General features: G+C 40.2%; 21 protein-coding genes and 1 pseudogene. 9 read left to right on the plus strand and 13 right to left on the minus strand.

The features are described 5' to 3' along the window. Positions 1-353: 353 nt before the first annotated feature. The gene (locus QL984_RS05245; protein ID WP_236613528.1) at positions 354-905 is read left to right on the plus strand and encodes a hypothetical protein; all 552 of its coding nucleotides are present in this window, start codon (positions 354-356) and stop codon (positions 903-905) included. 79 nt (positions 906-984) lie between these two features. On the opposite strand, the pseudogene QL984_RS05250 reads toward QL984_RS05245, so the two are convergent. The 5 genes and pseudogenes from QL984_RS05250 to QL984_RS05270 form a co-directional block, all read right to left on the minus strand. Continuing rightward, positions 985-2,543: pseudogene (locus QL984_RS05250) on the minus strand (AbgT family transporter). 143 nt (positions 2,544-2,686) lie between these two features. After that, on the minus strand, positions 2,687-2,962 hold the full coding sequence (locus QL984_RS05255; protein ID WP_010391380.1) for a YfcL family protein: 276 nt from the start codon (positions 2,960-2,962) through the stop codon (positions 2,687-2,689). A gap of 3 nt (positions 2,963-2,965) precedes the next feature. Further along, the gene (locus tag QL984_RS05260) at positions 2,966-4,108 is read right to left on the minus strand and encodes an ATP-NAD kinase family protein (RefSeq protein WP_010391378.1); all 1,143 of its coding nucleotides are present in this window, start codon (positions 4,106-4,108) and stop codon (positions 2,966-2,968) included. Continuing rightward, complete coding sequence (locus QL984_RS05265) at positions 4,098-4,652, minus strand: elongation factor P hydroxylase (RefSeq protein WP_013464525.1); 555 nt, start codon at positions 4,650-4,652, stop codon at positions 4,098-4,100. The genes QL984_RS05260 and QL984_RS05265 overlap by 11 nt, the downstream gene beginning before the upstream one ends. Before the next feature lie 165 nt (positions 4,653-4,817). Next, entirely contained in the window at positions 4,818-8,003 is a 3,186-nt protein-coding gene (locus tag QL984_RS05270) for an HD domain-containing phosphohydrolase (RefSeq protein ID WP_290172056.1), read from the minus strand. Positions 8,004-8,223: 220 nt separating this feature from the next. On the opposite strand from QL984_RS05270, the gene QL984_RS05275 reads away from it, so the two are divergent. Next, positions 8,224-8,922 carry a 2'-5' RNA ligase family protein gene (locus QL984_RS05275; RefSeq protein WP_029609924.1) on the plus strand — a complete coding sequence of 233 codons (699 nt, stop codon included), beginning with the start codon at positions 8,224-8,226 and terminating at the stop codon, positions 8,920-8,922. Positions 8,923-8,968: 46 nt separating this feature from the next. Here QL984_RS05275 and QL984_RS05280 read toward each other — a convergent pair whose 3' ends face one another. The 3 genes from QL984_RS05280 to prmB form a co-directional block, all read right to left on the minus strand. Next, positions 8,969-9,355 (minus strand): DUF4112 domain-containing protein, encoded by a 387-nt coding sequence (locus QL984_RS05280; RefSeq protein ID WP_013464522.1) that lies wholly within the window; start codon positions 9,353-9,355, stop codon positions 8,969-8,971. 126 nt (positions 9,356-9,481) lie between these two features. Next, entirely contained in the window at positions 9,482-10,579 is a 1,098-nt protein-coding gene (gene aroC, locus QL984_RS05285) for a chorismate synthase (RefSeq protein ID WP_013464521.1), read from the minus strand. Between the two features lie 91 nt (positions 10,580-10,670). Then, positions 10,671-11,606: a 50S ribosomal protein L3 N(5)-glutamine methyltransferase gene (gene prmB / locus QL984_RS05290; RefSeq protein WP_013464520.1), complete on the minus strand. Its 936-nt coding sequence runs from the start codon at positions 11,604-11,606 to the stop codon at positions 10,671-10,673. Between the two features lie 295 nt (positions 11,607-11,901). On the opposite strand from prmB, the gene smrB reads away from it, so the two are divergent. Both smrB and QL984_RS05300 read left to right on the plus strand, forming a co-directional pair. Next, positions 11,902-12,459, plus strand: coding sequence for an endonuclease SmrB (gene smrB / locus QL984_RS05295; RefSeq protein ID WP_016899440.1), 558 nt, complete (start codon positions 11,902-11,904; stop codon positions 12,457-12,459). A 32-nt stretch (positions 12,460-12,491) separates the two neighbouring features. Continuing rightward, entirely contained in the window at positions 12,492-13,415 is a 924-nt protein-coding gene (locus tag QL984_RS05300; RefSeq protein WP_013464518.1) for an AEC family transporter, read from the plus strand. A 66-nt stretch (positions 13,416-13,481) separates the two neighbouring features. Here the strand turns inward: QL984_RS05300 and sixA are convergent, their stop codons facing one another. Further along, a complete protein-coding gene (gene sixA, locus QL984_RS05305) occupies positions 13,482-13,958 on the minus strand; it encodes a phosphohistidine phosphatase SixA (RefSeq protein WP_020476934.1) in 477 nt (158 codons plus the stop codon). Positions 13,959-14,142: 184 nt separating this feature from the next. Between sixA and QL984_RS05310 the strand changes: the two genes are divergently transcribed. Together QL984_RS05310 and QL984_RS05315 are read left to right on the plus strand one after the other, a co-directional pair. Then, positions 14,143-16,866, plus strand: a complete 2,724-nt coding sequence (locus QL984_RS05310; protein ID WP_013464516.1) for an insulinase family protein — start codon at positions 14,143-14,145, stop codon at positions 16,864-16,866. Between the two features lie 51 nt (positions 16,867-16,917). Next, positions 16,918-19,158 carry an EAL domain-containing protein gene (locus QL984_RS05315; RefSeq protein ID WP_013464515.1) on the plus strand — a complete coding sequence of 747 codons (2,241 nt, stop codon included), beginning with the start codon at positions 16,918-16,920 and terminating at the stop codon, positions 19,156-19,158. Here the strand turns inward: QL984_RS05315 and QL984_RS05320 are convergent. Both QL984_RS05320 and yeiP read right to left on the minus strand, forming a co-directional pair. Next, positions 19,155-19,349 (minus strand): hypothetical protein, encoded by a 195-nt coding sequence (locus QL984_RS05320; protein WP_138686387.1) that lies wholly within the window; start codon positions 19,347-19,349, stop codon positions 19,155-19,157. The two genes, QL984_RS05315 and QL984_RS05320, sit on opposite strands and share 4 nt — an antisense overlap. Before the next feature lie 174 nt (positions 19,350-19,523). Then, on the minus strand, positions 19,524-20,096 hold the full coding sequence (gene yeiP, locus QL984_RS05325) for an elongation factor P-like protein YeiP (RefSeq protein ID WP_013464513.1): 573 nt from the start codon (positions 20,094-20,096) through the stop codon (positions 19,524-19,526). Between the two features lie 193 nt (positions 20,097-20,289). On the opposite strand from yeiP, the gene QL984_RS05330 reads away from it, so the two are divergent. Then, a complete protein-coding gene (locus QL984_RS05330) occupies positions 20,290-20,676 on the plus strand; it encodes an MmcQ/YjbR family DNA-binding protein (protein WP_013464512.1) in 387 nt (128 codons plus the stop codon). Between the two features lie 110 nt (positions 20,677-20,786). Here the strand turns inward: QL984_RS05330 and fadJ are convergent, their stop codons facing one another. Both fadJ and fadI read right to left on the minus strand, forming a co-directional pair. Next, a complete protein-coding gene (fadJ, locus tag QL984_RS05335) occupies positions 20,787-22,979 on the minus strand; it encodes a fatty acid oxidation complex subunit alpha FadJ (protein ID WP_013464511.1) in 2,193 nt (730 codons plus the stop codon). After that, positions 22,979-24,289: an acetyl-CoA C-acyltransferase FadI gene (fadI, locus tag QL984_RS05340; RefSeq protein ID WP_013464510.1), complete on the minus strand. Its 1,311-nt coding sequence runs from the start codon at positions 24,287-24,289 to the stop codon at positions 22,979-22,981. Before fadI ends, fadJ begins: the two co-directional genes overlap by 1 nt. 330 nt (positions 24,290-24,619) lie before the next feature. Here fadI and QL984_RS05345 point away from each other — a divergent pair, with 330 nt between their 5' ends. Further along, a complete protein-coding gene (locus tag QL984_RS05345) occupies positions 24,620-25,576 on the plus strand; it encodes a MoxR family ATPase (RefSeq protein ID WP_013464508.1) in 957 nt (318 codons plus the stop codon). Positions 25,577-25,579: 3 nt separating this feature from the next. Continuing rightward, positions 25,580-26,524, plus strand: coding sequence for a DUF58 domain-containing protein (locus tag QL984_RS05350; RefSeq protein ID WP_024602812.1), 945 nt, complete (start codon positions 25,580-25,582; stop codon positions 26,522-26,524). The last annotated feature ends 2 nt before the right edge of the window (positions 26,525-26,526 follow it).

Here is a 26,526-nt window from a genome sequence, read left to right on the forward strand (position 1 = left end):
TTCAGCTATCTGCTTAATTTCCGTAACTTGAAGCCGCAAGTCAGTATTAGGCACTTAACTAACAGATTGAATTAAAAATATTTTTTTGTTTTCTCTAACCAGAGATTGCAGTGAAAACAAGGCGAAATTACGCGTCAATAGCTAGCCTATTGTAAGTAAATTCAACGTAATTAGCGTTGAAAAAGCTGATTGAGATAGCTTTATTATCCAAAACTCAGATTACTTAATGTGTATAAACATGTTTTCTTTGATTTTTAAAACAATAAAATTTATGTAAACTAAGCAAAGGCTATAATTCATGGACGAATTAAAAATTGAAAAGAAATTACGACAACTTACTCTTTGTAGTAATAATGTTACCTATTTTATTATGCATAATTATTCCTATTTTAATGGACTTTACAGATCCACCATTTATCACAAATGAAATATACGACGTTATTTTCTTTATAGCATTCCCTATTATTTGTGGCGCATCATTCATCTATTTAAATATACTTGTATTCAATAAATATAGACGCTGCAGTAAATACAGAGAGCACCTTAAATATAGTTTTTCAGATACAAAAACGAAATTATCATTAATATTCGCGTACCCATTAATCCCTTTGTTAATCTATGCAAGTCTCTATTTTTTATTCTCTGCCCCCATTAAATTATGGGCTTACTACACGCAAGGCGACTATTGGTATAAGGAATATATCCTAACTGATGTGCAAAAGTGTGGTTCTGATTATGAAGATAATTGTACTCGTTTATATTTTAAAGATCCTAAAACAAACGAAACTCATGATTTTAGATGGTACGAAGATAAGTCTACAATAATGAATAACAAAAACGATTATGTTTATATTTTTGGTGAGGCTAGTTTGTTTGGCTATATAGTGAGAGATTTAGAAAGGTAACTTAGACTTACTTTGAATATTACAGCACTTTTATATAAACCTCACTCGAGTGAGTGAGGTTTATGAATCAAGATTTAAGTTAAGGCGCTACTGCTGGGTACACGTAGCTGGCATCAAGCCCTAATGGGATACCAAGTGCCCAGTAGCCTAGCAAGAAGATACTCCAGCCAATCATAAAGGCGATTGAATACGGTAGCATCATCGCGATAAGCGTACCTATGCCTGTGCCTTTAACGTATTTTTGACAGTACACCACAACTAGTGGGAAGTATGGCATGAGCGGAGTGATAATATTAGAGCTAGAATCTCCCACACGGTACGCCGCTTGCGTTAAGTCTGGCGAAATACCGAGTTGCATTAGCATAGGTACAAATACCGGACCTAATAGTGCCCACTTAGCCGAACTTGAACCAACAAATAAGTTTACAAAACCAGTTAAGAAAATAATCCCTACGACCGTTACAGAGCTCGGTAACTCCATTGCTTTTAATACCTGAGCCCCTTCAATTGCCAGTAAGGCACCTAGGTTTGATTTACTAAATGCAGCAATAAATAATGAACAAAAGAATGCCATAACAATGTAATACGCCATACCATTCATGGCTTTGCTCATCGCATCTATCATGTCTTTAGAGCTTTTAAAGGTGCCTACGGTAAAACCATATACTGCGCCTGGGATCCAAAACAGTAAGAAGATTAGCGGCACTATTGACTGCATTAGTGGTGAACTAAAGTTTGTTAAAGAGCCATCGCTGCTGCGCATCGCTGAATCAGCGGGTGCGGATACATACGCTAATAACGCAATACCTGCAATCATTACGGAACTAGCAATAAGAAAGGCGCGCTTTTCGTCACTACGGGCATCTTCAAATGCTGGTAGGTCTTGAGTTTCACCATCTACTGGTGAATTTTTTAAACGTGGTTCAATAATTTTATCGGTGATGTACCAGCCTAACATTACAATAAATAAGCTTGATGCTGAAGCAAAGCCCCAGTTATTAAGCGGGTTAATGCTCATTGTTGGATTAATAATTTGTGCTGCACTTTGCGTAAAGCTTTGCAGTAACGGGTCAATCCCAGATGGAATAAAGTTAGCGCCAAAGCCACCGCTAACCCCTGCAAATGCCGCTGCAATACCTGCAAGCGGATGACGACCTGCTGCAAAAAATATTACCCCAGCAAGTGGAATAACCAGCACATACCCTGCATCGGTAGCCGTATGGCTCACAATAGCTACCAAAATAATTGAGGGTGTTAGTAATTTTCTAGGCGTTACTTTGAGCATTAATTTAAGGCCGGTATTAATAAAGCCCGAATGCTCTGCAACGCCTACACCTAGCATAGCAACCAGTACTACACCCAGTGGCGCAAAACCGGTGAATGTTTTTACCATAGAAGATAAAAAAGTGGCCAACGAATCGCTGGCAAGCATGTTATTAATAATAATGGCTTCGCCAGTACGAGGGTCTATTGCATCAAATGTGACGCTTGAAAACCACCAAGACAAAAACCGATTAATAACATGGCAAACAAAAAGATAATTGCTGGATCAGGAAGCTTATTACCTACCCGCTCAACAAAATTTAAAAATCGCGCAACTATGCCAGTTGGCATTGTCGCATCATTATTGTTATTCATTTCACTTGTTCCCTAGAATTTAGACTGTGCTACTTTAGCGTATCTAAGGAATGAGGTAAATTTTAACTGAATAAACAAGTTCTTTTTTAGGCACAAAAAAACACGGCTCAGTAGCCGCGCTATTTTTAATGAATAAAAAAAGCTTATGCGAGTGCTTTTACTTCATCCCATATTCTTACTACGAGTGCTTTATCATCTTCATTAAGTTCGCCATTGCGATAAGCTTTTACTAAGCTTTTTTCAACCGTGTCGTTTAGTTCTGCAATTTCTAGATTTAACTCTTCAACTTGTGCATAACCTACGGCTAAATCAAAGTGGCCGCGTAAATAACCGCCAGCAAATAACTCGTCATCGGTTGCTTTTATCACTAAATCATCAAAATATTGCTGCGCAGCATCTATGTAATTTACTAAACTCATGTGTTACTTCTCCTCTGGGTGCAGCCCATCTTGATGACCTACTGCATACATAATATGGTCGTTAAACCCACTGGTTACACGTATATAACCGCTTAATTCATCATCTAATTTGCTATCGCCGGTATCACAAATCAGCGGTCGGCCATTTAAAGCCTGTAATTTTGTTTTAGTAGCCACCACAATAATATTATCGCGGCCTATCGCTTTAATTAACGCAGGACTGAGTTGTTGATTGCCTCGACCAAAAATATGCCCTTGACCGCCAATTAGGGTGATCACTAACTTTGTTTCACGTTCTTTGGTAAGTTCAAGAAGTTGCTGGGCTGTTAGGTCTTGCCCTACTAAAGCTTGATCTTCAACGAGATCAACACCGAGTAAGGTGTTTTCAAGCCCCATCTCTTCCATCACTGCGCCAACGGTAGAGCCACTACCCATGACATAGAGGATATCGGCATCCATTTCACTAACGACATAAGCAGCTATATCTGCTAGCACCAGCTCGTCAGTTTCTTTACCGCCATTTTTAACCGCTTGTACATAGCGCACTTCACTTGGCACTTGCATTTCACCATAACGTTTTGCTTTTACTGTTCCTTGGCGAAAAGCCACTTCATCAATGTCCATGACATCAGCATCGCTTAATGTTACCAGCTCACCTTTTACCAGCATTTCAACTACACGGCCTGCGGCTTTTGGCGTTATGGCATAGACGCCGGAATGAATTTTACACCCAGCAGGAATGCCCAACACGGGTACAGAGTCTTCTACAGCATGGCAAATATTGCGCGCCGTTCCGTCGCCACCAGCAAATAAGATTAAATCTACACCTTGTTGCTGTAATAAACGAGCTGCAGCTTCGGTATCGTCACTGGTTGTGGGTGAGTTACTTTGATAAACCACTTGCGTATTAAAGCCCAACGCTTTTGCTGTTTGCTCCCCCATTTCATCATTAACAGTATAAATAGTAATGTTTGATTGATGAGGTACAAGCACTTCAAGTGCAGCTTTAGTGCGGCTATTTGACTTAGGCTCTGCACCTAATGCAATGGCTTTAGCAGCGGTGTCTTCACCGTCACTGCCCTTAAGCGCAACACTACCACCGAGCCCTGCGACCGGATTTACAATCAATCCTAACTTAAACTGCATCTTTTAACTCCTCGGGAGAATGCCATGAAAACTGCGCAGCATGTAATGGCCACGTGGTGTTATAAAATTTACACAGTGCTTTTAATAGTAAGGTTGTTCTTGGGTTAAACCCGTTTTGCAATAACTCTAATAACTTTGCATGAACGCGAGACTGAAACGCAAATCGACATGTTTGCTCACCATTTAAATTATCTACCGATACGTTAAAATCAAACCCGGCAGCCACACTCAATGCCCACTCTATTGCTTGAGGTTTTACCTCTACTGATTCAAACTCCGCTTGCTGTGAAGCATCGCGCCCATCAGGGCAATACCAATAACCATAATCTTCAACTAAGCGGCGCTGAGAACCTGCCACTAACCAATGGGCTATTTCATGCAATGCGCTGGCATAAAAACCATGGGCAAACATAATTTGATGATGCGGGGTTGTATCATTTGCGGGAATGTAAATAGGCTCATGATCACCTTTTACCAAACGCGTGTTATAGCTTTGGTAAAAAGTGTGTTCGAAAATAGAAATCAGATCAGCTACTTGGTGCATAAATACTTCGTATACTCGTTTGAACCCGATGCTTTAAAGACAGATGAAATTAGTATAAAGCACACTAAAAACGAAGCGAATTGTACGTACTTTTATCTACAAAGTAAAAAACAAGTGATTAAAAACATTGTTAGCGCTAAGCGGTTTAATTTTAACGCTTTGGCCCTAAGTTATATATTTAGAAATATCTACTTCATCTATTTGTTCAGCATTGAGATAACGCTTAGCATAATCAAGATAAATACCTGAACTTAAAAATAATTCAAATACGGCTTTATCAACATGCTGATCGGCCACCATTTTAGCTAATATACCGATGGACTCACTGAGTGTTTTTGCCTTTTTATAGGGCCTGTCGGCTGCTGTTAATGCTTCAAAAATGTCAGCAAGTACCAACACCCGCTCAGGTATCGATAAGTCATCCGCATTGAGTTTACGCGGATAGCCTGTGCCGATTAATGTTTCGTGATGGGTAGAGGCATAACGCGGTACGCGCTCAAGTTCTTTAGGGAACGGCAGTGTATCGAGCATACGTATCGTACTTATCATGTGCTCATTAATTTTAAACCTATCCTCTTTAGTAAGAGTGCCTCTTGAAACTGTTAAATTATAAAGCTCCCCTAGGTTATATTTATATTTACATGGGGCAATTTTAATCCCTAAACGCTCATCATATTCAATCGGCTTATCATGAGGAATTAAGTGCCAAGGTTTATCACTGAGTAATTTTTCTGTGATGGGAAGCGTGTCATCAGTCCCTTCATAGCGATACATTTCTACTGGTGAAAGCCCCAACTTATCGTCAAAATGACGCTGCCAAGTAATATTACTCAACGCAGTTAAACGCTCAAGGGCAGCTTCTGTGATTTTTTCGCCGCCAATATTACACTGTGCAATAAAAGCAAAGTCGTCCAGCAACTGTTGCTGTTTAGCTGCCAACTGCTTGGTTAAGTCGAGCTGATTTTGAGGACTGTGTTGCAATGATTTATAGTAATCAAGTTCGGCATCTCGCCAAAGTACCTCAAAACGCGTTCTAATTTCATGAATACGATTATAAATAGTCTCCCGCTTAGTGTCTTTATCAACTATGTGCTCTGGAGTGGTTATTTTACCGCAATCATGTAGCCAAGCGGCTAAACTAAATTCTTCAACCTCATCATCATTTTTAAACTTAAACCCTTTAAAAGCGGGTAACTCTGACTCTGAAGCGGCCTTAGCAAGCTCAATACCGAGTTCAGGTACGCGCTCGCAATGCCCCGCTGTATAGGGAGATTTATCATCAATGGCTTGTGCTATTAACTCGATAAACGACGCCATGAGTGCTTTTTGACTGTCTTCATGTTGCTGTATCGACTTACTCATATCAACCATAGAGTAAGCTAACGTATTAATTTCTTTAATATGACTTTTTAAAGTCGAGACTTGTTTAAACTGCCGATTTTTAATTTTATTGTTTTCACCCACCAGCGTTTTAATAGGACCGACAATGGGGGATGCAAAAAACCACGACACTGGTAACATCATAATTAAGCAGGCAACCGTAATTATTATTGAAAGCTTTATTTTTTCTCTTGTGGAGCTCAATACATCTTCTTTAGAAACCATAATGGCTAAATAGCCCGTACTAGCTAGCGCTAAATAATCAGATAGTGGCTTAATAAAAACATACTGTTCTTTACCATTAATGTTCACTAACTGTAGCTTAGAGAAGTTACTATCATCATCCAATAAAGTGATTAATTGCTCATCAGGAACAGTGCCTACAATTTTTGATTTTTTCCCTGAGTTAGTATTGAGCCATTTATCACTAAGCTGTTGTTTAAATTGCAGAGGAAGTTGCGTGGCGGCGTAATCAAACAAAGCTTTTAATTGTGCGTCTTGGTTTTGAAACAATAAATGGTAGTCATTTGAAAAAAGCGCGGCACTGTCTTCATCAAGCGGATTGTACTGGATCCCCTCAATAAAAAATTGCTGCTGTATATATTGCAATACGGCTTTGCTGTCTATTCCCGCATAAGTATCACCATTGGCAACATGCATTAACAACGCCTTTGTGTTGGGAACTTCCACGAGGTTAATTTCTGGAAATTGCGCTCGTAATATTTTTACAATTGACCAGCCCTCTCCCACCGCAACTGACTTACCAGCAAGTTGCTGCATATGGGTAATTGGTGGATTGTTTTGTTGATTAACAATACTTAAAGGCAAAGTTACCATGGGTATACTGAGCATACCCAATGTATTATTCGATGCTGTATTAAGTACCGGATGAATCACATCTATCTGCTTATTTTCAAATAAATTAAGTAATTCTTGCCAACTGAGTCCATTAATATAATTAACCTTAATACCCAACAGTTCAGCAATCGCATTTATATATTCAACACTGTAGCCTTTAGGCTTACCACTGACACTAAAATCCATAGGTGCCCAATTGGTTTCATTTGAAACTGTGATAGTAGGATATTTGGCAACTATTTTTTGCTGTTGCTCATCCAGTACCAACCGATTTAGCCTTGCCTCAACCGTTGAGCTAAAGGGCTGATTTGAGGCAATAATTTCTCCTTCTCGGTTATAAATAAGTAACTGTGTTGAGCTGTGCATCTCCAAACGCTGTTTCTGTTCGATTAAATAATTAGACATGTTATCAACGATAATCCCTAAGCCAAGCACATGATTTTTACCCGCTATCTTAATCGAATACGTTTGCCCAGAGGTTTGTAAATGGGTAAATAGATAAGGCTTGGTTTTGTTTACTTGCTGTGAGTTTGCTTGCTTAAACCATGCTTGCTCGCGGGGATCAAAATACGTCGGTTTTTTGGTTTTTTCTCTTAAGCTAAATGACGCATCAAAATAAAGCGTTTGCTGTATTCTTTGCCCTTCTTCAGATTTTATTTGAATAACGACCCAGCGGTCATTATCCGTTGCACCAAGGCGCTGACGAACCATCGCACTACTTTCAAGATTAATAACCTCAAAATAGTCACCATTGTTATAGCCCATATAAAAAGCATAAAACAAAGGATTCAAATCCATCATTTCACTTAATACATTTCGTAGCTCTGTTTTATCTGAAAGGTTTTCACCGACTAACGAGGTGTTTTTTACCATCATATATAAAGTATTTTCAGATTTTTCATTAATGCGTGTTAGGTAATCAGCAACCGATTGAGTGGTCATATTAAAGTGTTGCACATTCGACTCGAGCGCCATTTTTTCACTAAAATAATACTGTAAGCTCGTGGCTATAATAGCGGTAATAGACGTTGCCAACACAAATACTGCCACAACCGTCAAACGAATAGAAAAGCGTACTGTTTTTGTTAACTTTTTAAGCGCTTTAAATATCATTGAACGTTCCTTGCGACACTTTTAAAAGCAGTAAATATACGTCGTTGAAAATTGCAATTTAGCAATATTCAAAGCCTATGAAGTAAGTTAATCATTAATTGTTTGAGCTAAAATAATATTAGTCACAAAATCAGAAATTTAAAAACTTTATGCCTTTATTTACTGAACACCTAATTGCGCTTACCATATGCAAACTAAAAACCTAAATGAATACACTCTTATGGTTAAACAACACACCACTAAAGCATGGCCAGTTAGCATTCTTACTTTTTTAGCGCTACTGAGTGCCTCTGCCAATAGTTATGCAAAAAGCGTGAGTATTAACGTGTTTGCTATTCCCTCTTCGCCAATTGTTGAGCTCATGGCTACAACCAGCAATGAACTAGCCAAACAGCAAATAACCACGTTTTATCAGCAAGGCTTACCCGTGCATGCCACATTATATTTGACTGATTATCCGCAAGAGGCACAAAATGAAATTAAGCAGGTGGTGGAGCGTATTGTAAAGAAACATCAACCTTTTGAAATTAAAGCCAATGGGTTTAGTGTATCTGCCAGTAATTGGGCCTTTATAGACTTAGAAAAATCTTATCAGTTACAACGCTTAGCCGATGAAGTGACACTTAAACTTGAGCCACTTCGCGATCATCAAGCGCCAGTACCAAGTTGGGTAAAGCATTACCCTAATAAACTCGTGGCCTTTGAGCGTTATGGTAGCCCAAATGTGTTTCAAAACTTTCAGCCACATTTAACCCTACTTGCAAATGAGCAAAACCCTGCATTGGCTGCGTTTAATAAAGTTATGCAAGCTGAGCCACCGCAAGCACAAGGTGAAATAATTGGGATTGGAATTGGAATTTCTGATCAGTTTGGGCAACAAAAACAGATCATCGCTAAGTACTTCTTTGATACCAAATAAATAATTAATAATGGGAGCTAATTACACATTTATTAACTTAAGTGGTTTATGGATTTGTGGTTAGCTTATCGCTTAAATGCTTTTTAAGTATGCGGGTATTGCGCGTATTTGCTTTGAACATGGCATCAAAAATATCACCAAAAAATGGAATAAGCCCACCTACAAAATCAACTAACATGTTTAAAATAATCCGGCTTTTTACTCGCTTACTAACACCTAATCGCTGCGCTTCAATTAATACATACCCAGATAAAATAAGCCCGGCTAAATCGCCTACCACTGGCAATAGCCCAATCAATGATTCGACACCGAAACTAAATTTAGTAAACGGAATACCAATGCTGCTGTCGGTAAAGCGGCTAAACTCTTCAAGCCGTTTTATGGTGGCTTTATATTCAGCTTGTGTAACGTGAGATTGATTATTTTTTTGCATAATAACTGCTCTTTATTTTTAGGTGCGCTAAGCACATGGAAATTATTGAGCGGCAATAAAGATGTATAGCCTGTACATAATAAACGCGCTAGTGCGCGTTTATTATTAATTTATAGTAAAGCGCGCTTAAATAGCGCCTTTAATTGGCCCATGTTCGTGGTTAACATGTGGGTTTTGACCGCGTTGACGTAGTAAATGATCCATTAAAGTAATGGCCATCATTGCCTCAGCAATCGGAATAGCACGAATGCCTACACAAGGATCGTGACGACCTTTGGTGATCATCTCGACCGCTTCATTTTCGGTATTAATACTATTACCGGGAATGGTAATGCTTGATGTTGGCTTAAGCGCAATGGATGCGATTATATCTTGCCCTGTAGAAATACCTGCCAATACGCCGCCGGCATGATTTGAGGTAAAACCATCAGGGGTTAACTCATCACGGTGCTCTGAGCCTTTTTGCTCAACCACATCAAAGCCATCGCCAATTTCAACGCCTTTTACAGCGTTGATACTCATTAATGAATGGGCAAGTTCGGCATCTAGCCTATCAAATACCGGCTCACCTAAACCAACTGGCACATTTTTAGCCACTACTTTTACTTTGGCACCCACTGAATCACCTTGCTTTTTAAGCTCGCGCATATATTCATCGAGTGCTTCAAGCTTGCTAACGTCTGGGAAAAAGAATAAGTTATTTTCCACCTCATCCCAATCGTAATTTTCGGCTTTAATTGGCCCTAATTGGCTCAAACACGCACGTACTTCAATACCATGAAATTGCTTTAAATACTTTTTAGCAATAGCGCCTGCGGCAACCCGAATAGCGGTTTCGCGCGCAGATGAACGGCCACCACCACGGTAATCGCGAAGGCCGTATTTGTGCCAGTAGGTATAGTCACCGTGGCCTGGGCGAAATACATCTTTAATTTTGCCATAATCTTGTGAACGTTGATCGGTATTTTCAATTAATAAACCAATGCTGGTACCAGTGGTTTTACCTTCAAAAACGCCCGCTAAAATTTTGATTTGGTCGCTCTCACGGCGCTGCGTGGTATAACGACTTTGCCCAGGTTTGCGTCTGTCTAAATCGTGTTGTATGTCGGCCTCAGTGATTTCAAGGCCTGCGGGCGTGCCATCCACTACGCCGCCTAATGCAACGCCGTGGCTTTCGCCAAAGGTGGACACTTTAAATAACTGCCCTATGCTATTACCTGCCATTAACTTTCCTCATTCCTAATGACTTATAGCCGAGGATTAACTCTGCTATTGTTTTGCCCAGCCATTTCGGATGAATGGCTAGTACTAATTATTACTGTGCAAAGTAGGCATCTAGTTGTTGTTTGCTAATAACAAACACCCCTAATCCGCCTTGTTCAAACTCAATCCATTCAAATGGTGCGCCTGGATACAGTGCATCCATATGTACCATAGAGTTACCTACTTCGACAAATAACAAACCGTTATCTGTTAGATGCTCACTAGCTTGATCTAAAATAGTACGTGTTACATCAAGACCATCGTGTCCCGATGCTAATCCTAGCTCTGGTTCATGGTGGAATTCACGTGGTAAATCAGCCATATCTTCAGCGTCAACGTACGGTGGGTTTGCTACGATTAAGTCGTATTTTTGCCCAGGTACACCACTGAATACGTCAGACTGAATCGGTAATACGCGGTCACTTAGTTGATAGTCAGTGATATTAATATCAGCCACTTCAAGCGCTTCATAGGATATATCAACCGCATCAACTTGCGCATTCTCGAACGCTTGTGCCAAGGCAATAGCAATACAACCTGAGCCTGTACATAAATCTAAAATACGCCCTACTGACTCTGGTTTTTCTAACCAAGGGGTGAAGCGATTATTAATAAGCTCAGCAAAAGGCGAGCGAGGAATTAATACGCGTTCATCCACATAAAATGGCATGTTAGCAAACCATGCAATGTTGGTAAGGTAAGGTACTGGGGTAAAATCGTTAATGCGCTCGGCAATCAAGCCCGCTAAACGATTTTTTTCAGTACTGGTTAAACGCGCATGCATCAGCTCTTTGGGTGCATCGATAGGCAAACTAAGCGCCGGTAATAACAAACTTACCGCTTCATCCCATGCGTTATCGGTGCCATGACCAAAGAAAATACCGCTACTTGCAAATTGACTAGTTGTCCAACGAAGCCAATCGTGTAAGGTTGAAAGTTCTGCAACAGCTTCATCTAGGGTTGCTTCTTCTATTAGTAATTCACTCATCAGTATTATCTGCCTGCTACTTTCAAAAAAATAAACTCAATCGGGGCGCATCATTGGCCCCATGATTGCCCTATTGTATACCCAAGCCACCTTTAGGTGCGAGCGCAGTTAGTATTAAAAGCGATTTAGGTAAGGCTTTGATTGCAAATAATAGTCACTCTATTGTTCAAATCAATAACGCAGTATAAATCGCTTTTAAACTAACCTTAATGGCGCTGTAATATGCACCTCAAAGCTGCTTGGGTATCACACCTTTTTACTCGATTTTTACCGCTTTTTTGTTTAGACTGCCGCTATGAAAAAAGATCCCCACTCAAACAGCCTAATTAGTCCTGACGACATTGACTTGTTTCGTCAAAGTATCAGTGGTGCGCGTGTATTTAAACAAGACACTCACCGTTTTAGCAATAAACCTAAAGTGTCACAAGCGAAGCAATTTGCCCAGCAAAAAAAGCAACAACAGTCAGAATTTTTCTTTTCTGATGAATATGTGCCCGATATAGACACACATGGTACCGTTAATTATGTACAACAGGGTCAGGATCGTTTTTTAGCCAAACAACTTCGTCGAGGGGATTTTATTCCTGATTTAACCCTCGACCTGCATGGCTTGAATAAAGAGATAGCCAAAGATGAACTCGCAGGGCTTATTCATGAGTGTAAAAAAAAGCATTACTATTGTGCCTGTGTTGTACACGGAATTGGCGGCCATATCCTCAGGCATAAAGTACCGCAATATTTAGTGCAACACCCCGATGTAATTGCTATGCACCAAGCTCCGCTTGAGTATGGCGGTAAAGGGGCGGTACTCATATTAATTAACTTACCGCAAAGTGATGAGTTTAGACGCTGAGCACTAGAGCCAATCAATAAGAGTCTTTTTTAGTGCATATATTTTCGATTATATTTCCGCTTATTTTTATTGTGTTATGCGGCTACATAGCAAGCCGAAGTCAGTTTTTAGAACGCATTCATATAACAGGGCTCAGTAAATTTACTTTTTACATTAGTGTACCCAGTTTTTTATTTTTAAATATGGCCCAGGCAGACCTAAAAACCAGCGTGAGCTTAAATGGCTTTTTAAGCTTTTATATTCCCGTTATTTTAATTTATTTTTTTGCGCTCATTATTGACCGCTACACTCTCTCTAAACATCCTCAATATGAACGTCACAGTGTATTTGCCCTTGGCAGTAGTTATTCAAATACCGTATTGGTGGGCTTGCCCATTATTATTGCAGCATTAGGTGAGCAAATGATGGGCATTATTTTTATGATCATCACCTTTCATAGCGCGCTATTGTTCACCCTTACCTTTTTAATTAGTGCAAACAGTGCCAGTCATGTGTTTTCTTGGTCAACATTTGCCAAAAATATGCTACTCAACCCTGTCGTATTGAGTATTAGCACGGGTTTGTTGGTAAATTTAGCAGGGATTACTTTATTTTCTGATTTAACTAATGGCTTAGCGCTTTTAGCTAAACCTGCCATTGCCTGTGCGTTATTTGTTTTAGGCGCAAACTTAGCTTTTTATAAAATTAGCGATAACTGGCAAGCGGCAGCTATTGCCAGCCTGTTAAAGCTAGTTATATTGCCCGCCTTAGTATTAGTGTTAGGCTCACATGTATTTGCTATTAATGAGTCACTCTTAAAAGTACTCGTATTATTGAGCGCATCGCCCTTGGGGGTTAATGCGTACTTAATTGCATGCCAAATAAAACAACATCAAGATACGTTAGCCAGTGCGGTTGTTTTATCGACAGTTTTGAGTGTGGTGAGTTTTAGTATGTGGTTAACAATTCTACTGTAGACAAATACCTAAAAGTATTGGCATTTATCTAACAGAAAGTAGCTTAGCTAAATGCTCGTTTACAAGCTATGCATCTACATTCGCTGGTGCATTAATGGTGATAAAATCACTTTTATGGCGAGTTTCATCATAACTAATTTGTGCAACAGCGCCGGTATTAAAAATAGGCATGTGCCCAGCACACAACTGATCAACCAAATAGCTCACCATAGGCATATGGGCAACCACAAGCCAAGTATCGCATTCCGGATGAAGCGCGATTAACGTTTCTAAATAATCTGCAGCAACCTGCGGGTTACCTTCAGGAATAATATCTTGGCAGGTCTCTTCAAATAAAAAGGTATTATTTTTTTTAACACCCTCAGCTGTTTGCTGCGCTCTTACATAAGGACTCACTAATAACCCCGTTGGAGCATGCTTTTTTTGTAACCACAGCCCCATTTTTTCTACCTGCTGATGGCCCAAAGGAGTCAAATTTCTACTGACATCATCAGAGTGCATCGGTATTGCTTCACCATGACGCATTATCAAGATTGTTTTCATAAAAAATCAACCAATTAAAGAATATAAAACAGTAGCCAGTTTGCTCGAATTTCCGCTATATTAATAACTCAAACCTATTTATTTTCTTAAAATAGTTCTTTCATGATGTTCAGGTAAATAGCATTGCATTCCTGAAGTTATCATCTGTTGTTAACAATTATACGTTTAGTTTCAGGAGCATCATTTGAAAATCAGCACCAATGATAACAGAGCTTACCGCACACTAACACTGGACAATGGTCTAAAAGTACTTTTAGTGCACGATCAAGACTCAGCAAAAGCTGCCGCATCCATGGCTGTTAACGCTGGTCACTTTGATGATCCACTTGATAGACAAGGCCTAGCGCACTTTTTAGAGCATATGTTGTTTCTAGGCACTGACCTTTATCCTGAATCAGGAAGTTTTAATAATTTTGTCTCGCTGTCTGGTGGCAATACCAACGCGTGGACTGGCACAGAGCATACCTGCTATTTCTTTGATATTAATAACCATCATATTGAAACAGCATTAGCACAATTTAGTCGGTTTTTTATAGCGCCCACACTAAACCCCGCTGAAACAGAAAAAGAACGTAATGCTATTGAGGCTGAGTTTAAATTAAAAATTAAAGACGATGGCCGTCGAATTTATCAAGTGCATAAAGAAACGGTTAACCCTGCACACCCATTTGCTAAATTTTCCGTAGGCAACTTACAAACGTTAGCAGATAGAAAGCGCTGTATTAGTGATGAATTACGTGACTTTTTTAATAGGCATTACCAAGCTCAGTGGATGACGTTAGTGATTTGTGCCAATGAGTCATTAGATACACTTGAGGCATGGGCAACCCAGTATTTCTCCCAGATAAAGGGAGATAAACACCAATTAAAGCCACCTATAGAAGCGCCGCTTTATCGCAGCCAAGACTTGGGTAAGTTGCTTCATATTGAACCACACAAACATGTACAAAAGCTGATTATTAGCTTTGCCATGCCAAACATTGACGATTTTTATCGTCATAAAACGGTCAGCTTTATTGCGCACTTACTAGGTTATGAAGGGCAAGGCTCGTTGTATTCTGTGCTTAAAGAGCAAGGTTGGATCAATGCCCTCTCTGCAGGTGGCGGAATTAATGGCAGTAATTTTAAAGACTTTAATATTAGTATGGCGCTGACCGATGAAGGCATTGAATACTACGAAGATATTATTGAAATGGTGTTTGAATACATTTGTTTAATTAATAACAACACCAGCAAATTACCTCGCCTATATCAAGATAAGCAAAAACTATTACAAATCGCATTTGATAACCAAGAAAAGTCTCGCCTAATTGATTGGGTCAGTAATTTAAGTATTAACATGCAACATTACGATGAAGTTAATTACTTACAGGGTGACTATTTAATGGAGGGCTTTAAAGCCAGCACGCATGAAATGGCTATGCAGTGGTTAACTCCGCACAACATGCGTTTAGTGCTTATTCATCCTGATGTAGAGCCTGAACACACAGCTGCTTGGTATAACACCCCCTATAAAATTGAAAAATTGTCGCTACATTGGCTCGAAGCACTTGCACAGATTAGCCAGCCACAAAGTGAAATGCTATTGCCCACGGCTAATCCTTATTTAGCTAAAGATGTCATTTTATATCCGGTTGAATCACAGCAACGACATCCAACATTACTGATAAAAGAAGCAGGCTTTGACTTTTGGTTTAAACAAGACGCCACCTTTAGAGTCGCCAAAGGGCATTTTTATTTAGCCATGGACTCTGACTTTGCAGTAAAAGATGTGAAACATATGGCACTGACGCGGTTATTTTCAGATTTATTCATGGACAGTGTTGGCGAACAGTTTTACCCAGCGGAACTTGCGGGCTTAAGTTATCACTTAACCTCTCATCAAGGTGGCTTAACGCTTCACACTGCGGGGCTTTCTTCAAGCCAACTCGAATTAGTCGATCAGCTGATTGATGCACTATTTAACGTAAAAATTTGTGCCAAACGCTTTGCAGAATATAAAAAGCAACTGGTAAGGCATTGGCGTAATAGCAATCAAAACAAACCCGTTAGTGAGCTATTTAGTATTTTAGGCGCTAAAATAATGCCGTGGAATCCTCAGCCTGACGAGTTAGCAAATGCACTCAAAGACACCTGTTTCCATCAGTTTAATGAATTTAGACAAGCGTTTTTTAATGCCCTTCATGTTGAGTCTTTTTTACATGGTAATTGGCAGCAAAATGATGCGCTTGAGTTTCAAAAGAAGGTCGCCCAGCACCTTAAAAAATCAGCCGTTATCGACGATTTAAAGCGCCCACTTTATGAAATTACTAAAGTGACCCGCTACGAGCTTGAACTTGCCTGCAGCGATAATGCCATGGTGATTTACTACCAAGCACAAAGCGATGACGTTAATGAAAAAGTGAAAATGATGGCGCTAAATCATTTAATTAATCAAGATTACTTTAATGAACTCAGAACCACGCAACAACTCGGTTATTTAGTAGGGGCAGGATACGCTCCTTTTAATACCCGTGCTGGTATTGCCTTTTATATACAATCACCAAAATTTGAGCCCACCACGTTACTGCACAGGCATAATTTATTTATTAGCCAGTATTTAGCAACAATCGATGAGCTAACAGAACAAGACTGGCTGCAACAAAAACATGGATTAACAACCCATATTGCTGAAAAAGACAAAAATTTGCGTTTACGTTCACAACGTTTATGGCTTGCTATAGGTAATGGCGATCATCGGTTTAATATGCAGCAACGCCTGCTGGATTCTTTAAACGCATTAACGCTTGAAGATTTAAAAGCCTACGCCGCTGAAATTTTTAATGCAGATCGCCCAAGATATGAGCTTTTAAGTGCCAAATCTGTGAATTTGTCTGAGAAACTACCACTTTATTCGCATTCTCTTTGACTCTTGCTCGCGCTTGATTTAGATTGTCTTTTGTTAATAAGAAGTAAGACAATGAAAAAAATAAAAATAATAAAATACATTCTATTGTTGGCCACTTTGGCCACAGCCTACTCTGCGAGTGCATTCGAGTCATCGTTTAACTTGAATTTAAATGCGTTGGTCGTGAGCGTGTGCGCAATAATGTCGTTAGTTGTGGTTTATTTGTTAACGATTGTTCACTCACTCAGGCGTTCACACTCTCAATTACAGCTTTCTGAAAAACGATTAAAAAGTACCGTAGAAGGCAGTGGTGATACTCTATGGGATTGGAATATCAAAACCGGTAAAGTTATTCGTATCAATGACAAATACGTGATGAATAGTAATAACCTAGTAGAATTTCCACCGAATAAAAGCTTGATCCACCCCCGCGATTTAACCCATGTTGATTACCTACTAAAAAAACACTTTGCCGAAGAAAGTACTTTTTTTGAAGCAACTTATCGTATTAAAGACAGCTTTGGTAAATGGCACTGGGTGCTCGACCGCGGAAAAATCATTGAAAAAGACGCTAACCTAAGCCCACTGCGAATGACTGGCACAGTCAGAGATATCTCGCAGTTAAAATCAACGGAAGATCGACTTAACTTATTTGCAAAATGTGTTGAGTCACTCACTGATGCGCTGGCCATTTATGATAAAGACTTTAGGCTTGTGGATATTAATCCAAGCTTTTTAACTTTGTTTGGCGGCGTACGCGAGCAATACCTAAAGAAAGAGTTTCATTTAGCCGGTTACGACAAAAGCTATATAGAATCCATAAAAAATACCGTTAGAAAGCACGAACATATTCAAGAAGAAGTAAAGCTTCGCAATAGCGATCATGCTCTGCTGCCATTTGAAATATCAATAGACGAAATTAAAAACGCGCAAAATCAAATAACCAATTATGTGGTGGTGTATTCAGATTTAACCGAACGTAAAAAGACCGAATCTGAACTGAATAATTTATCAAACCGAGATCGCACCACCAGCTTACCCAACCGTAATTTGTTTTTTTCTGACTTACAAAAACTTGCAAAGCAGCATTCTCATCATGCATTACTCGTATTTGATTTAGATAACTTTAAAAAGATAAACGACTCATTAGGCCATCAATTAGGTGATAGTTTACTGGCAAAGCTTGCTATGCGTTTAAATAAGCTCACCCGTGAAAATGACGTATTTTATCGCCTTGGCGGCGATGAATTTGCACTAGTTATGTCAAACACCAACGATATTCTCACTATCACTCGCATGGCTAAACAGTTTTTGGCGGCCATAGCTACACCATTTAAAATGGCAGGCCATGAACTTGCTATCACCTCAAGCGTTGGTATAGTGTTGTTCCCCGAAGATGGTAACACCCCCGAAATACTATTAAAGAACGCCGATACTGCGATGTATCATGCTAAAAAGAAAGGCAATAGCTACCTGTTCTTTAATGACACCATGAACCGCCAAGCAGTAAAACGACTGCAAATAGAAAACCTAATGCGCTTTGGCTTAAAAGAAGATCATTTTGAGGTGTATTACCAGCCTAAAATGAATATTCGTACTGGTAAGCTTGCTGGAATGGAAGCGTTGGTACGTTTTATTACCCCGAAAAAGGGGGTTATTAGCCCAGGGGTATTTATTCCAATTGCCGAAGAAACAGGGCAAATTATTGAAATTGGTGAAGTAGTTTTAAACAAAGCTTGTCGCGATGTAAAACAGTGGTTAGATGCAGGCTTATTTAATGCCCGTGTTGCTGTTAACTTATCAGCAAAACAATTTAGCCTACCCGATCTAACCTCGCGCATAGATGTGATTTTACAAAAAAATGAACTGCCCTCGTACTTTTTAGAGCTTGAGATAACTGAAGGCACCGTAATGGACGATCCACAAGAAGCCATTGCGATTATGCGCTCTTTAAGTGCCCGTGGAATTCACTTAGCAATGGATGACTTTGGTACCGGCTATTCATCACTTGCGTATTTAAAGCAGTTTCCACTCAATACGCTTAAGGTAGATAAAGCCTTTATCGATGATATGAAGACTGAACGTGGCCGCAATATGGTGGACTCTATCGTCACTATTGCGCATAACCTTGATTTGCATGTAGTTGCCGAAGGGGTGGAGCAAGCGTCGCAAATAAGCATACTTGAAGAGCTAAACTGTGAAACACTGCAGGGTTATTACTACTCTAAACCACTCTCAAAAGATGAATTTACTGCGTTTTTAAAACAACAACAAAGCCAATCAAAACTCAGTTTAATTAGAGCGACCAGTTAAGCACGCCATAGACACGCATTTACACCTATATTGCGTATCAATGCACGTCGATAATGTATATTAAACAAGCACCAAGCAACAGGACCAAATACGCCACCTAAAAATAACCAGCGTTTAACAGGCATGCCCTTTTTAATGGTTTCTAAATACATAAGCGCTATAAATACACCGCTAAGCAAAATAAATAACACCACCACCTCAACCAGCTCAAAAATAAGGCGCGTATAATAGCGTTAAATTGGCTAAATTTGAAGCAACGCATGCTGCTAATCAGCAATAATGCTGAATCAATTTGAGGGGCAAATCAGACACAAAAAAGCCGAGCAACTTAAATACTCGGCTAATCATCATAGATTTATAGCGGCTTACTTGTCAGCACGGCCCATAAACTTATGCTCTGCAGTATTAATACGGATGCGATCGCCCGTAGAAATATGCTCTGGCACTTGAATAGTTAAGCCGGTTGATAAACGAGCAGGCTTTGAACGCGCGCTGGCTGAAGCACCTTTAATTGAAGGGTCGGTTTCCTCAACTACAAGCTCAACACTTGAAGGAAGATCAAGCCCAACTGGCGCACCATCAATCACAATAACATGCACGCCTTGGGTCTCTTCGTTAACAAACTGAATCTCTTCAGCTATGGCCTCTTTAGCCAAGTTGTAAGGCGTGTAGTCTTCGTTATCCATAAAGACATACTCATCGCCATCAATGTACGACAGCATCGCTTCACGACGGGTTAAATCCGCAAGGTTAAGCATGTCGCTGTCTTTAAATGTTTCGTCAACTTTGCTACCCGTGACCACATCGTATAAACGCATACGGTATAAACTACCACCGGCACGACCTTGTGGTACAGAACGTACGATATCTTTTACTACTAATACACGGCCATTAAAGTCAATAGCCGTCCCTTTTTTAACATCACTTGCCTTTGGCATGGGTGAATTCCTATTGTTTTTTTGATTGCGAGAAACATACCACGAAACTGATTTTGTTCAACAATAAAGTGATATGATTAGCTTCTTACTTCGTACTGACTCATAAATCTGTAATTTAGACTTAAACTCGTGTTATCTAGTGGCAAAAAGCTGCTATGGTTAAGTTATCGATTATGACCTCAAGGAATGGCTCATGAACCAACAAACTGTACATACCTATTTAATGAACAAGCCGTTAGTTAAACTAACCCAGCCTTTTGCTAAAGATGTTGATGTGTATAAAGTAAATCATAAAATGTTTGCCACTCTTGCACTTAGCAATGAGGGTGAAACCGACGAAAATGGCGAACCTATTTGGTGGCTAAACTTAAAGTGCGATCCTGATGAGGCGCAATCATTACGAGATATTTTCCCTGCCGTTATTCCAGGTTATCATATGAATAAACGCCTTTGGAATACCGTGATTTTAGATGGCTCAGTACCACAGGGTGAAATTGAGCGTATGATTGATAACTCGTTTAATTTGGTGGTCGACAACATGCCTGATAAAGATAAAAAGGCCATTGAAGCGTTACTGTAAATAAGCGTCCAGACGCAACTTTTACCAATTCGATTGATTAAGTATTATTGTTGATTATCGAACACAAAAAAGCCGCATAATTTGCGGCTTTTTTACGTTAACTTAAAACATTAATCTTTGTGTTCAGTCGTCTCATTTGGAGTGTCAGTTGATTTATCATCACCTTGCGCTAACTCCACTTCAGCTTTATTAGCGGCTGTTGTGTAAAACTTATCGCCCTTGTCAGCCATTGCAAGTAAAGTATCACAAGGTGTAAAAATAGCGTTGCTGTTAGCCAGAGTAGACATATCAGAGCTTATTTTGCCTGCGCCTAATTTATCCATATAGCTAAACGGGCCACCTAAGAACGGTGGGAAACCAATACCAAAAATAGCACCAATATCACCATCACGCGGGCTGGCAATAATACCGTCATCTAAACAGCGAACGGCCTCATTAAGCATTTGTGAGATACAACGCTTAGCAATTTCGTTTTTATTTAAACGTGGAGCTGGGGTTACACCTAGTAGCTCATAGACTGACTCATCAACCTTTTTGCCTTTCTTGTCGTATTCATAAAAACCACGACCCGTTTTACGGCCTAAGCGTTTTGAATCAATCATGCGCGAGAAAGCATCTGGGCCTTTAAAACGCTCACCGAGTTCTTTTTCAAGAATTGGCGCGATTTTAGAACCAATATCAATACCGACTTCATCAAGCAGTGCCAACGGCCCTACTGGAAAACCAAACTCAACTAAGGCTGCGTCAATTTTTTCAATTGGCTCACCGGCAAGCATTAAGTTTGCCGCCTCATTCAGGTATGGCGCTAAAATACGGTTAACATAAAAACCAGCCATATCTTTTACCACAATTGGCGTTTTACCTTGCTTACGCGCAAAGTTAACTACACGAGCAATCGTTTCTTTTGAGGTGCCTTCGTGAGGAATAATTTCTACCAGTGGCATTTTCTCTACTGGTGAGAAATAATGTAAACCAATTACATTTTCAGGACGCGCTGCTTTAGCTGCAATTTGCGAAATAGGTAATGACGAAGTATTACTTGCGAAAATAGTATTCGCTTGGCAATGCTGCTCTACATCAGCAACCATACCTTGCTTAAGCTCTAAATCTTCAAATACGGCTTCTATCACTAAATCTATGTGTTTAAAACCGCTGTAATCGGTAGTGCCGGTAATGCGGTTCATGGTTAACTGCATATCGGCTTTAGACATAATACGGCGTTTAAGACGCTTATCTAAAATTTTGTATGTGTAGTTCATGGCATTACTTATGCCCTGCTCTGCCACATCTTTAATTCGCACCGGCAATTTAGCTTTGACCGCACTCACATGGGCAATACCTGCACCCATTAAGCCACCACCTAACACGGCAGTTTTACTAATCGCGGGAGCATCATCATTGCGCCATTCTTTTTTCATTTCAGTGGTTGCAAAGAAAATACCGCGCAGCGCCTTAGACTCATCACTCATTACCAATGTGGCAAAACCTTCTGCTTCGGTTTTATACGCTTTCATTTCATCAAGCTCTACGCTTGCACGTACCGCTTTAATAATTGCAAGCGGCGCAGGGTAATGACCACCGGTTTTTTTAAGAACGTTTTCTTTAGCTTTTTTAAAGATAAAGTTACGACCAAACGGGTTTGATTCTAATAACTTACTGATCTTATCAAGTTTAGGCTCTTTAGCTTGTGGCTTTTTCTTCGCCGCAAACTCTTTGGCCACTTTTAGCAGTACGCTTTGTGGTACACAATCATCCAATACACCGGCTTTTTTAGCTTGTTTAGGACGAATTTGTTTTCCGGTTAGCATCCACTCAAGGGCTTTTTGAATGCCCACGATTTTAGTTAAGCGCTGTGTACCACCACCGCCAGGTAATAAACCAAGTTGCACTTCTGGTAAACCAATTTTAGTTAAATCGCTATCTGTACCTACGCGGTAATCACAGGCTAAAGCAAATTCTAAACCGCCACCAAGCGCTGCGCCATGTATAGCACTAACTGTGGTGTACGGAAGCTTTTTCATATCAAAAAATGCTTGATGGCATAATTCGCTAATAGCTAATGCATCTTCACGCTTTTGCACGCTGTCTAGCATTTTAACATCGGCACCAGCAATAAAGTTATCGCTTTTACCACTAATAAATACCATACCTTTAACTGCGTGCTCTTTAGCTTGTGCTAATAATGCTTTTAAATCATCAGCAAAGCTATCTCGCAGGGTATTCATTTTCTCACCCGGCACATCAATGGTCACTACGGCTATTTTGTTATCATCAACCGTTAAATTAAATACTGAATCTGTCATTACGCACTCTCCAATACAAAGGCTGCACCTAAACCACCCGCAGCACAGGCAGTCGTTAACGCTAAACCACCGCCACGACGCTTAAGCTCGTATAAACTTTGTGTAATTAAACGCGCGCCGGTTGCCGCAAATGGATGACCATATGCAAGCGAGCCGCCGTTCACGTTAAACTTATCCATGTTAATTTCACCTATGGCTTTATTACGCCCTAAGTGCTCTTGTGCAAATTTATCTGAAGCAAACATTTTCATATTCGCTAAGGTTTGCGATGCAAACGCTTCGTGCATTTCAATTAGATCTAAATCGGCTAACGTAATACCTGCTCTATCAAGTGCGATAGGCGTTGAGTGAGCCGGCCCCATTAGCATGTCTTTTTCTACGCCAATGGCTGAAAACGCAAAACTGCGTACGTAGCCTAAAATTTCGTAACCCAATGCTTTTGCTTTGCTTTCGCTCATCATTAACACTGCGGCTGCGCCATCGGTTAATGGGGTTGCATTGGCTGCAGTGACTGAGCCGTGTTGACGGTCAAATACCGGCTTAAGCTTGGCATAACCTTCAACCGTTGAGTTTTTACGAATATTGTTATCTTCTTCAATAAAGCTTTTATAAGGCGGTAAATGAGCCGTCATTACTTCATCTTTAAGCTTGCCATCAGCCCAGGCTTGAGTTGCCAGTGAGTGAGAACGATGCGCTAAGGCATCTTGATCTTCACGGCTAATGTTATGGGTTTTAGCCATTTGCTCGGCTGTTTGTCCCATTGATAAACCCGTTGAGTACTCAGCAACCGCTGGCGGCACTGGCAATAAATCTTTTAAACGTAGTTTTGAGAATATTTTTAAACGCTGACCAAGCGTACGTGCTTTGTTTAAATCAACTAAGCTACCCGCTAATTTTTTACTTACACCAATTGGCAATACAGATGATGAATCGGCACCACCGGCAATACCTACGCTTACAGAGCCTGCCATAATTGATTCGGCAACGTTTGCTATCGCTTGAAAACTCGTCGCACAAGCACGCGATACAGAGTACGCATCAACCGATACTGGCATCCCAGTACCCAATACAATTTCACGCGCAATATTTGGCGCTTCTGGCATTTGTACTACTTGCCCAAAAACCAATTGATCGATTTCTGACTTGTCGAAATTTAATCGCTCAAGCATTTCATTAACTACTAACTTACCCATATCCAACGCTGGTACATGGTGGAACGCAGTCGCTTGCTTAGCAAAAGGAGTACGTAAGCCGCTTACGATGGCAATACGGTCGCCTTTTGGTGTTTTAAGTATGTTTTGCTCAGACATTTATTATTCTCTCCCGCTGACAGGTCAGACCTGTATGTTTTCTCCGATTCTAAACAACCCGTGTGATAAAGCCAATAGATAAAGGTAAATTAATACAAAAGCGCCATTGTAAATCACTACATACATTGTATGAGGGTAATACAATAGGCTTTTTTAGCTGGTTTTACAAAGTTTTATGTTAGGCTAAAAAATCGTTAAAAAATAACGAACTATTTTTAAAAAATCAGTCTAACTCTTGAGTTATCCACTTATAAACCTTATAACTAGCTCAGTATTTGTTACCTAACCAATTTAGGTATTATTTAAGCTGACGAGGACAGTCCACTTATTATGGCAGCTAACGCATTTTCACAATTAAAAACGTATTTAGACACCCAAATTATTGGCCAGCCTGCGCTCACTCAAGCACTATTAATTGCTATTTTAGCCGATGGTCATTTATTAGTTGAAGGCCCACCGGGGCTTGCAAAAACACGCGCTGTTAATGCCTTAGCAAAAGGTATTGAAGGCTCGTTTCAGCGTGTTCAGTTTACCCCAGATTTATTACCAGCCGATGTGACCGGCACCGATATTTATCGCCAACAAACCAGTGAGTTTGTGTTTGAAAAAGGCCCTTTATTTCATAACCTTATTTTAGCGGACGAAATAAACCGAGCACCAGCAAAAGTACAATCGGCATTATTAGAAGCAATGGCCGAGCGCCAAGTCACGGTGGGCAAAAACACCTATCCACTCAGTGACCTGTTTTTAGTGATGGCAACACAAAATCCGCTTGAGCAAGAAGGTACTTACCCGCTACCAGAAGCGCAATTAGACCGTTTTTTAATGCACCTAAGTATTAATTACCCAGGTGCTGAGCATGAGCTTGATATTTTACGTTTGACCCGTGGTGAAGCACTTAATGATGAAGCCCCAGTGCTTGAGCAAATTTCACAACCCGATTTGTTTGCTGCGCGAAAAGCAATTTTAGGTCTGTATTTGGCCGAGCCATTAGAGCAGTACTTAGTTCAATTGATTATTGCTACTCGAGAAGGCGCAAACTTAGATGAGCAACTTGGCCGCTGGATTGAATACGGCGCAAGCCCTCGCGCTACTATCGCTCTTGATAAGTGTGCCCGCGCTCATGCGTGGCTAAGTGGCCGTGATTTTGTATCACCTGATGATATACAAGCTGTTGTACATAATGTATTGCGCCATCGTATTATTTTAAGTTACGAAGCACAGGCCGATGGTATTACAAAAGATCAGGTTATTAGCCGTATTGTTGAACTAGTCGCAGTACCTTAAGTTATGCAAACACACGTTGATTCTCAGGCATGGCTTAAATTAAGCCATAGCCATGGTGTTAATTTATCGCTTAAAGAGCTGATGTATTATAAAGCAAAAGCGCAACTGCTTGAGCTGGCACCTAAAGTTAGAATAAAAAACACCTTGGCGGGGCAATACCTTGCGCCCCACAAAGGCCGGGGTATGGAATTTGCCGAAGTGCGTCATTATCAAAACGGTGACGATATACGCTCTATTGATTGGCGCGTTACCGCACGCACAGGCGAAACCCACACTAAACTTTTTCAAGAGGAAAAAGAGCGCCCGGTATTTGTGTTTACTGACTTTTCAAACTCAATGCTATTTGGCTCGCAATTACTGTTAAAATCGGTGCAAGCGGCACATATTAGCGCCTTAGTTGCGTGGTCAGCGTGTCAGCGTGGCGACAGAATTGGCGGTATTGTGTTTAATCAGCACTCGCATTTAGAGCTAAAACCCAGCGCTCGTGAAAAAGCGGTATTAAAACTATGCCATAATTTATGCGATGCGCATCAGCTGGCTCTTGAGAACATTGATAAGCCGGCCGCGAATAATTTTAGCGATAACCTCAAACGTTTAAATCACTTAGCTAAGCCCGGTAGTTTGGTTTATATCGTGTCTGATTTTAACGCCTTGGATGACGCCAGCTTTAAGCAACTTGAACTTTTAGCGCGTCATTGCGAACTGATTGGGTGTCATATTAGCGACCCCTTTGAACATCAATTACCTGCTTTTAAACAAACGGTAACCGTCAGTGCTAATAATCAGCAATTTGCCCTGCCCTTAATGGACAAGAGCTTTAGACAACGATTTGCCAAAAATGCCGAGCACGCATTTAGCGCGCGCATTAATCGCTTAACAAAGTCTGGACTCACCCTATTATCATTTGATGCAGCCACTGCGCTGGAACTGCAATTAGTGAGAAAATAAAT

Source organism: Pseudoalteromonas sp. APC 3495, assembly GCF_030407645.1.
Classification (GTDB): domain Bacteria; phylum Pseudomonadota; class Gammaproteobacteria; order Enterobacterales; family Alteromonadaceae; genus Pseudoalteromonas; species Pseudoalteromonas tetraodonis.

Bases quoted from the DNA above. Each gene is read 5' to 3' on its own strand.
- fadI (WP_013464510.1), bottom strand. From the start codon at position 24,289: ATGTCTGAGCAAAACATACTTAAAACACCAAAAGGCGACCGTATTGCC.
- QL984_RS05350 (WP_024602812.1), top strand. From the start codon at position 25,580: ATGCAAACACACGTTGATTCTCAGGCATGGCTTAAATTAAGCCATAGC.
- sixA (WP_020476934.1), bottom strand. From the start codon at position 13,958: ATGAAAACAATCTTGATAATGCGTCATGGTGAAGCAATACCGATGCAC.
- prmB (WP_013464520.1), bottom strand. From the start codon at position 11,606: ATGAGTGAATTACTAATAGAAGAAGCAACCCTAGATGAAGCTGTTGCA.
- aroC (WP_013464521.1), bottom strand. From the start codon at position 10,579: ATGGCAGGTAATAGCATAGGGCAGTTATTTAAAGTGTCCACCTTTGGC.
- QL984_RS05330 (WP_013464512.1), top strand. From the start codon at position 20,290: ATGAACCAACAAACTGTACATACCTATTTAATGAACAAGCCGTTAGTT.
- smrB (WP_016899440.1), top strand. From the start codon at position 11,902: ATGAAAAAAGATCCCCACTCAAACAGCCTAATTAGTCCTGACGACATT.
- QL984_RS05315 (WP_013464515.1), top strand. From the start codon at position 16,918: ATGAAAAAAATAAAAATAATAAAATACATTCTATTGTTGGCCACTTTG.
- QL984_RS05275 (WP_029609924.1), top strand. From the start codon at position 8,224: ATGGTTAAACAACACACCACTAAAGCATGGCCAGTTAGCATTCTTACT.
- QL984_RS05245 (WP_236613528.1), top strand. From the start codon at position 354: ATGTTACCTATTTTATTATGCATAATTATTCCTATTTTAATGGACTTT.
- yeiP (WP_013464513.1), bottom strand. From the start codon at position 20,096: ATGCCAAAGGCAAGTGATGTTAAAAAAGGGACGGCTATTGACTTTAAT.
- QL984_RS05265 (WP_013464525.1), bottom strand. From the start codon at position 4,652: ATGCACCAAGTAGCTGATCTGATTTCTATTTTCGAACACACTTTTTAC.
- QL984_RS05255 (WP_010391380.1), bottom strand. From the start codon at position 2,962: ATGAGTTTAGTAAATTACATAGATGCTGCGCAGCAATATTTTGATGAT.
- fadJ (WP_013464511.1), bottom strand. From the start codon at position 22,979: ATGACAGATTCAGTATTTAATTTAACGGTTGATGATAACAAAATAGCC.
- QL984_RS05280 (WP_013464522.1), bottom strand. From the start codon at position 9,355: ATGCAAAAAAATAATCAATCTCACGTTACACAAGCTGAATATAAAGCC.
- QL984_RS05270 (WP_290172056.1), bottom strand. From the start codon at position 8,003: ATGATATTTAAAGCGCTTAAAAAGTTAACAAAAACAGTACGCTTTTCT.
- QL984_RS05345 (WP_013464508.1), top strand. From the start codon at position 24,620: ATGGCAGCTAACGCATTTTCACAATTAAAAACGTATTTAGACACCCAA.
- QL984_RS05260 (WP_010391378.1), bottom strand. From the start codon at position 4,108: ATGCAGTTTAAGTTAGGATTGATTGTAAATCCGGTCGCAGGGCTCGGT.